The organism is Pseudomonas sp. GW822-FHT04C11 (assembly GCF_058800905.1).
The window spans coordinates 73,649-79,876 of the sequence record NZ_JBXAMS010000004.1 but is presented as its reverse complement, the minus strand read 5'-3'; the positions used below and the strand labels follow the sequence as shown (position 1 = coordinate 79,876).

Genomic DNA, 6,228 nt, shown 5'->3' with positions numbered 1-6,228 from the left:
GCTACCACGCCCAGTGCATAGGTCAGTGTGCCGGCGCCGTCAGCGCCATACGCCGAACTGAAGTTGGCGGCAAAGTTCTGCGTGGCATTGATGGCCAGGTTTGACTCGTCCACCGTCAGCGTCGGCTCGGTGCCGGTGGTGCTGATGCTCGGCCCGTCGTCTTCGAAGGCTATCTTGGAGCCGATTTCGGCAGTTGCCGCGCTGCTCTGCAGCACCTGGAAGCCGCCGATGTCGAAGTCGGCGTGCGTCTTGTCACCGTTCTTGTCGGTCAGCAATCCGGCGTTTTCGATCAGTACGCGGTTGTGGTCGGTCGACGTGCCGTAGGTGATCTGCGAGTCGGTCGGAACGCCGGTGACCAGCACTGTGCCGTCGGCGTTGTAGGTGATGACGGCGCTGCTGATGGTGACGCCGGCGAACGTCTTCACGGTGACGCTGCCGTTAGTGATCGCGACCTTTTCGGAGCTGTCGTCGGCGTAGCTGTTGATGAAGTTGACGCCGCTCTGTGACCCGTTGACGTTGTCGGCGTTCTTGAAGGCGGCGAGCAGGATTTTCGCGGTCGTGCCGCCCGTCTCCTGCACGATCTTGAAGGTCGCGGAGCGGGCACCGAAGTACTGGTTGAAGTCGATGTTCGCTTCGACACCTGCTTCGCCCGGGCTCAGGTTGGGGATCGTGAAGTCCGCCTTGGCACCGCTGACGAAGCTGAAGCGCAGGCCTTCCTGTTCGGTGATCGCCTGGTTGTTGGTGCCCAGGGTCGTACTGCCGCCGCCCTGGCTGCTGTTGACCGTGTCAGCACTGGTGATGGCAGCGCTGCTGGCCGACTGATCCAGTGGATCCTTGCCGGTGACGACGATCGATACACCAGGAATCCGGCCGTTCGCATCGGCCGTTGCGCCCGGGGTGGTGAACATCAGGAACAACTGCTGGCCCGACGGCGCCCCATCCAGGCTGAAATTCGAGTCTTGGCTGGCGCCGATGAAGACCTTGTTCAGCAGATTCACCGAATCGTCGGGGTTCGTAATATCCGGATGCTTGAGCGGTTGGAATTCCACGGTCCAGATCTTGCCGCCCGTGACCGGCGATCCGCTTTCTTCAATATAGGCAGCGAACACGATCGCGCCGGTTGGTCCCCCGGCTCGGCCCAAAACGATGTTGTTGTTCGTATCCGTGTAGAGAAGGATGCTGGTGCCATCGAGGGTACTCAGTCCGCTGTCCAGGCCATTAAGCGCCGCGCCAGAACTGTCGACGAAGCTGATGTCGGTAATGATTGCTCCGGGCGCAGCGGTGATGGTGAATGCATTGCTGCCCGTGTCGCCCGCGGCTCCGGTATAGCCACTCAAAGCCGCACCCATTGGGGCGCCTGCCCCAAGTGCGGTCAAACGGGTCGAGAAGGTCGAGGGCAGGGCCGTCACCAGAATGTCATTGTCATTAGCGTCTTCCGCAGGGCTTGGAGTGGCGGTGCTGTTCTGCAACCCGGCCGTTTCGTCCTGCGTAACGTTCACTCCAGTTGCGACAACGCTCAGAGAGCTGTCGGTAAACGACGTTGTCGCCACAGAGTCGTCACTGGTGCCGAACACACCATCGGCGCCCGCAGAGGTCGCGGTGAGCAGAAACGTCGCGCCTGCCGAGTCGTCGGGATTCACGTACCAGGAGGTCGTGATGCTGCCGTTGACTTTACCGTCGAGATCGCCGACGCCGCCGTCGGTCACGTACCAGGGGTCGTGCCCCTCGCCAGTGTCAGTATCGAGCACGTCATCGGGCGTGCCCCACACATTATCGGCGCCGGGGCCGGTGGCGTGCTCCACTTGAAATTCCACTGTGCTGCCGGGGGCGAAGCCGCTAGCCGTGACGGTTGCGGTACTGCCGGGCGCGTAGTCTTTCAGGTCGGAGGTGACGATTGGAGTGTATTGGGGGTCCGTATCGCTCGTTGGCGATGATGGATGCTCGCGATTAGCCATGACTCTCTCCTGAGCAATTGCGGTCATCGAGGCCTGACCGTTGACCTATAACCGCAACTATGGATAAGCGCCGGAGATTGCGCATCGGCCGAAACTCCCACGCGAGATAGGAGTTTCAGGCTACTTGGGAGGGGGAATCGGGATGAATAGGTGAAGGAGCGGCGCCGCATATTCCGTTTGTGAATGAGGGACGGCCGCCGGTGCTCAAAGTCGCCCGGGATTTAACCGTCAACGCGTCGCGCTGAACCTGAGCGAGCTCAGGCAGCCGGGTGCGGGGGCAGTATTTCTACTGCGTTGCTGGTCGCCGAATAGACCGGAGCAGCGAAAGAGGCCCAGACAGCTGAAAGGCCCTTCTTTCGTTCCATAATCCTCTAAACGGATTCAAGACAATCAAGGAAATGGACCCGCCAGAATAGCGGGTCGGAAAGGCAGATCAGAGCTTCGGCAGTTGCCCGACGCGCCCCAGCATCTCGGTCACGATCTGCAGGTCCAGCAGGAACTGGTCGACAGTCTTGAATTCATTGTCGGTGTGGCCGGTGTACTTGACCTCGGGCCTGGCCAGGCCGAACTGCACACCATTGGGCAGTTCATGGACCGAGGTGGCGCCGGCGGAGGTGCCGAACTTGTGTTCCATGCCAAGATTTTCACTGGCCACGGCCAGCAGGGCCTTGACCCATTCACCCTCGGGGTTGCGGTGCATTGGCTCGGCGATCGAGTAGTTGAAGACCACGGCAATCTGGGTCTGCTTGCTCCAGGCGCCAAGCTTATCGGCGATTTCGGTTTTGAGCGTCTCCGGGGATTTGCCGACCGGCACGCGCAGGTTGACCGCGAGCTTGAAGGCTTTGTCATCCATCCCGACATAGGTCAGGGAAGTGGTCAGCGGTCCCATGAAGGCATCGGTAAAACCGACCCCCAATTTGCCACCCAGGTAGTCCAGGCCCCAGTTGTCGGCGGCGTAGCGGGCGGCGTCGGTAATGTGGTTGTGCTTGAGCGCGACCTTACCGTCGAGGTTGTTGATCAGGCCCAGCATCCTTGCCACCGGGTTGACGCCTGACTCGGGCTCGGAGGAGTGGGCGGAAACGCCGGTGACCGTCAGCTTGACGTCCTTGCCGACGACCTTGGCGGTCACCTCGAAGTTGCCGCCATTGCGCTTGGCATAATCAGTGCCGGCTTGCTGCAGGCTGGCGGCCAATTCGGCAGGCTTGTCACCCACAACGGTGGCGACCGAGGTCGACGGAATCTGGTTGGTGGCCAGGCCGCCCGTCATGGACGTGATTTCGGCGCCTTTGCCCTCTGCTGCACGCCGGGCAAAGCTCGCCATGACGGTGCCGTAGCCTTTCTCGGCAATCACCACTGGATAGCCACCATCCAGCGCCAGGTTGTAGTCGGGTGTCGGGTTGTGTTCGAAGTAATAGGGGATGGCGTCGCCGGTGGTTTCCTCGGTGGTATCTACCAGCAGCTTGAAATTCCTCGCCAGCGGCAGCTTTTCTTCCTTGATGATCTTCATGGCATAGAGCGCCACCACGATGCCGTTCTTGTCATCCTCGGTGCCCCGACCGTACATGCGGTCGCCGACCTGGGTGACCTTGAACGGATCGAGTCGAGTGCCGTCTTTCAGGACCCAGTTCTCCGGAGTCACGGGGACTACGTCGGCATGTGCGTGAATGCCCACGACTTCATCGCCAGCACCTTCGAGGGAGATTTCATAGACGCGGTTGTCGATGTTGCGAAAGTTCAGGTTGAAAGCCTCGGCCAGGCCCTTGAGCTTGTCGGCGATCTTGATGAATTCAGGATTATCGTGCTGGGCAACGCCCTCCACGCGGAAAGTCGGGATTGCCACCAGTTCGCGCAGAGTCTCGGTGGCAGCGTTACCGTATTTCACCCGTGCGTAGATGCCAAGCAGGCGATGGATCTCGTTCTGCTGTTCAGGAGAAAGGGGCTTGTTGCCCTGGAAAGCATTGATTGCCGGGCCGAAGTCGGCGGTTTTGGCGAGGTCGCTGTTGGCCAGGCTGCCCAGGAACTGCCTGAAGTCCGTGACCGATGCGTCACTGAAAGTCTTGAGGATAGTCGTGCTCTGTAGCGGTGTGATGTTGGCGTGAGCTGACGTGGTGAACGCCGAAAGGCTGGCCAGCATCAACGTTGTCGCGGCCAGGTGCTTGAGTGAGAAGTCCATTGCTGGTGGCATTCCTTTGCAGGTGGTTTGTGAGAAATTTCTGATCGATGAGACAGAAACATTTCCAAACTAACACCATGAGGAAGTGGTACGGGAGTCCCTTAAGTGAGATCTGTCGCACAGAAATGCAAAAGCGACGCAGAAACGAAAAAGTCCCGGGAGGGTTTCCCGAGCTTTTAGTGTCGTCGATCACGTCTTTGCGGATCATGCCCACTCTTGTTTTTGGAGTAAAAGAAACTCCTTTGATTTCAATAGGTCAGACGCTAGCTGCGAGTCTGGTTATTATGTTGTCCGCATTAAAAAAGAGGCATTGGCCTCTTTTTTCGTGCCGACGATTTCAGGGCTTTGCCGCCAGTATCCTCCCTTAATCCAATTCAAAGATTCCAAGCATGAACCTACGCAAAATAGCAGTGGGGCTGTCGGCCCTTGTTTTGTTCTCGACCGGTACGGCAGAAGCTCGCAACCTGCTGGATTTCCTCAAGCCGTCCAGCCAGCATGAGGAGCAGGGGCACCGTTCAGGCTCGATCAGCCAGAGCGCGGCGATCGAGCTGTATTCAAGCAAGCAGCAACAGGCATCGTTTGATGGGTGCGCAGACCTGTTCCCGGCAGCCAGGCCGATCAGCATGGCCATCGTGGCTGCAACGATGAAGCCCTTGGCCCTGTGTTCCGACAACTTCGCGGTGCTGTATTCGCAAACCAGCAAGACGCCATTGGTTGTGGTTGAGCGTCTGAATTCAGCCCAGTTGGCGGATGCCAAGGGAGAGGAGCGAACCAATCAGTTCTATCCTGATCCGCGTATTCCCAAGGACGGGCGGGCAGAGTTGAGCGACTACCGCGGCCAGCATCCGGCCGTGGATCGTGGCCATCAGTCCCCGGCCGCCGATGCCCCGAATCCGCATGCAATGGCCCAGACCTTTGCACTGTCGAACATGGTGCCGCAAGACCCGACCAATAACCGCAAGATCTGGAGCAAGGTCGAGTCTGATGTCAGAAAGTTCGCGAAGCGCGCCGATGGCAATGTCTTTGTCTTCACCGGCCCGCTCTTTGATGCAGGTCATACCACCATTGGCGACAACAAGGTCTGGGTGCCAAACCGCCTGTTCAAACTGGTGTACGACGCTTCGTCCAAACGTGCCTGGGCTTATGTGCTACCTAACGCGGAAACCCGCATTGAGAAGCCGGTGGACTATGAGACTTTTGTGAAGATCACCGGACTCAACCTGCTCGGAAATCTGCCGGTCTCGGGTTCGGTGGGTCGCTCTTGATCTTCAAGGGACCACTTTGCTGAATGCCACGCCGTTGACCAACGCTGACTGTTCAGCTGAGGTCACGGCTTGCGAGCCAGACAAAACACGGTCAGACCGGCCAGACGGTTTACGCGCATGAACGGAAGTTCGAGGGTGCACAGCGTCTTCAGCAGGGTATTGACCAGCGGATGATGGCGCTTGAGTTGCGAGCGTGGCGGCGAAGGTTGTGCGCCTGTTGGCAGCAACCTCAGGGTCGCCGCAATCGGGAACACCAGGCCGAAGTAATAGACCCCTTGCATCACCGTCAAGCCGGCGTCCCTGGCCACCGTTTCCAGTTGCGGCAAGGTGTAGCGACGCTTGTGTTCGAGGAACTCGTCGTGCCCGCTCCAGAGAAACCGGAACGCCGGCACCGTGATCAGGAAACGGCTGCCGGACGGGGCTTTATCGACATAGGCCTTGAGCAATCCGACATCGTCATCGACATGCTCCAGCACGTCCATCAACAGCACCAGATCGGTGTCCACCGAATCAATCGAACGACGGTAGTGCAGCGGTTTACCGGCGGTTGTGGTGTCCGAGTCCGCCTCATAGCTGATATCCACGCACCAGGCCTCGGTGGCGGTTGTCCGGGCCAGCAGATGCTGGGTGAAAAAGCCGGAGCCAGCGCCAATGTCGAGAATCCTTTTGACGGGGGTATCACCCAGCAGACGAGTCATCGCCGCAGCTTTTGAACAGTAATACCAATGCTGACCGATGCTTGAACCGAGAATGTCGATTTCCTTGAGATCCATGGTTCAGTCCTGGACGGTATAGACCCGGCGCAACCGACGCCGATCAGTTGCAGACCACCGGC

At 59.1% G+C, this 6,228-nt stretch carries 4 protein-coding genes; 1 reads left to right on the top strand and 3 read right to left on the bottom strand.

Features of this window, described 5'->3' with window-relative positions; translation table 11 throughout:
• The coding region (locus AC1RJ3_RS08155; RefSeq protein WP_493078312.1) for a DUF5801 repeats-in-toxin domain-containing protein at nucleotides 1–1,955 on the bottom strand (1,955 nt) is incomplete at its 3' end.
• Between the two features lie 433 nt (nucleotides 1,956–2,388).
• Nucleotides 2,389–4,128 carry a dipeptidase gene (locus AC1RJ3_RS08150; RefSeq protein WP_493078310.1) on the bottom strand — a complete coding sequence of 580 codons (1,740 nt, stop codon included), beginning with the start codon at nucleotides 4,126–4,128 and terminating at the stop codon, nucleotides 2,389–2,391.
• Between the two features lie 389 nt (nucleotides 4,129–4,517).
• Here AC1RJ3_RS08150 and AC1RJ3_RS08145 point away from each other — a divergent pair, with 389 nt between their 5' ends.
• Nucleotides 4,518–5,393, top strand: coding sequence for a DNA/RNA non-specific endonuclease (locus AC1RJ3_RS08145; protein WP_103317994.1), 876 nt, complete (start codon nucleotides 4,518–4,520; stop codon nucleotides 5,391–5,393).
• A 62-nt stretch (nucleotides 5,394–5,455) separates the two neighbouring features.
• Here the strand turns inward: AC1RJ3_RS08145 and AC1RJ3_RS08140 are convergent, their stop codons facing one another.
• Nucleotides 5,456–6,166 (bottom strand): methyltransferase domain-containing protein, encoded by a 711-nt coding sequence (locus AC1RJ3_RS08140; RefSeq protein WP_493078308.1) that lies wholly within the window; start codon nucleotides 6,164–6,166, stop codon nucleotides 5,456–5,458.
• Between the last annotated feature and the right edge of the window lie 62 nt (nucleotides 6,167–6,228).

Coding starts and splice junctions, on each gene's coding strand:
- AC1RJ3_RS08140 (WP_493078308.1), bottom strand. CDS start 6,166: ATGGATCTCAAGGAAATCGACATTCTCGGTTCAAGCATCGGTCAGCAT.
- AC1RJ3_RS08145 (WP_103317994.1), top strand. CDS start 4,518: ATGAACCTACGCAAAATAGCAGTGGGGCTGTCGGCCCTTGTTTTGTTC.
- AC1RJ3_RS08150 (WP_493078310.1), bottom strand. CDS start 4,128: ATGGACTTCTCACTCAAGCACCTGGCCGCGACAACGTTGATGCTGGCC.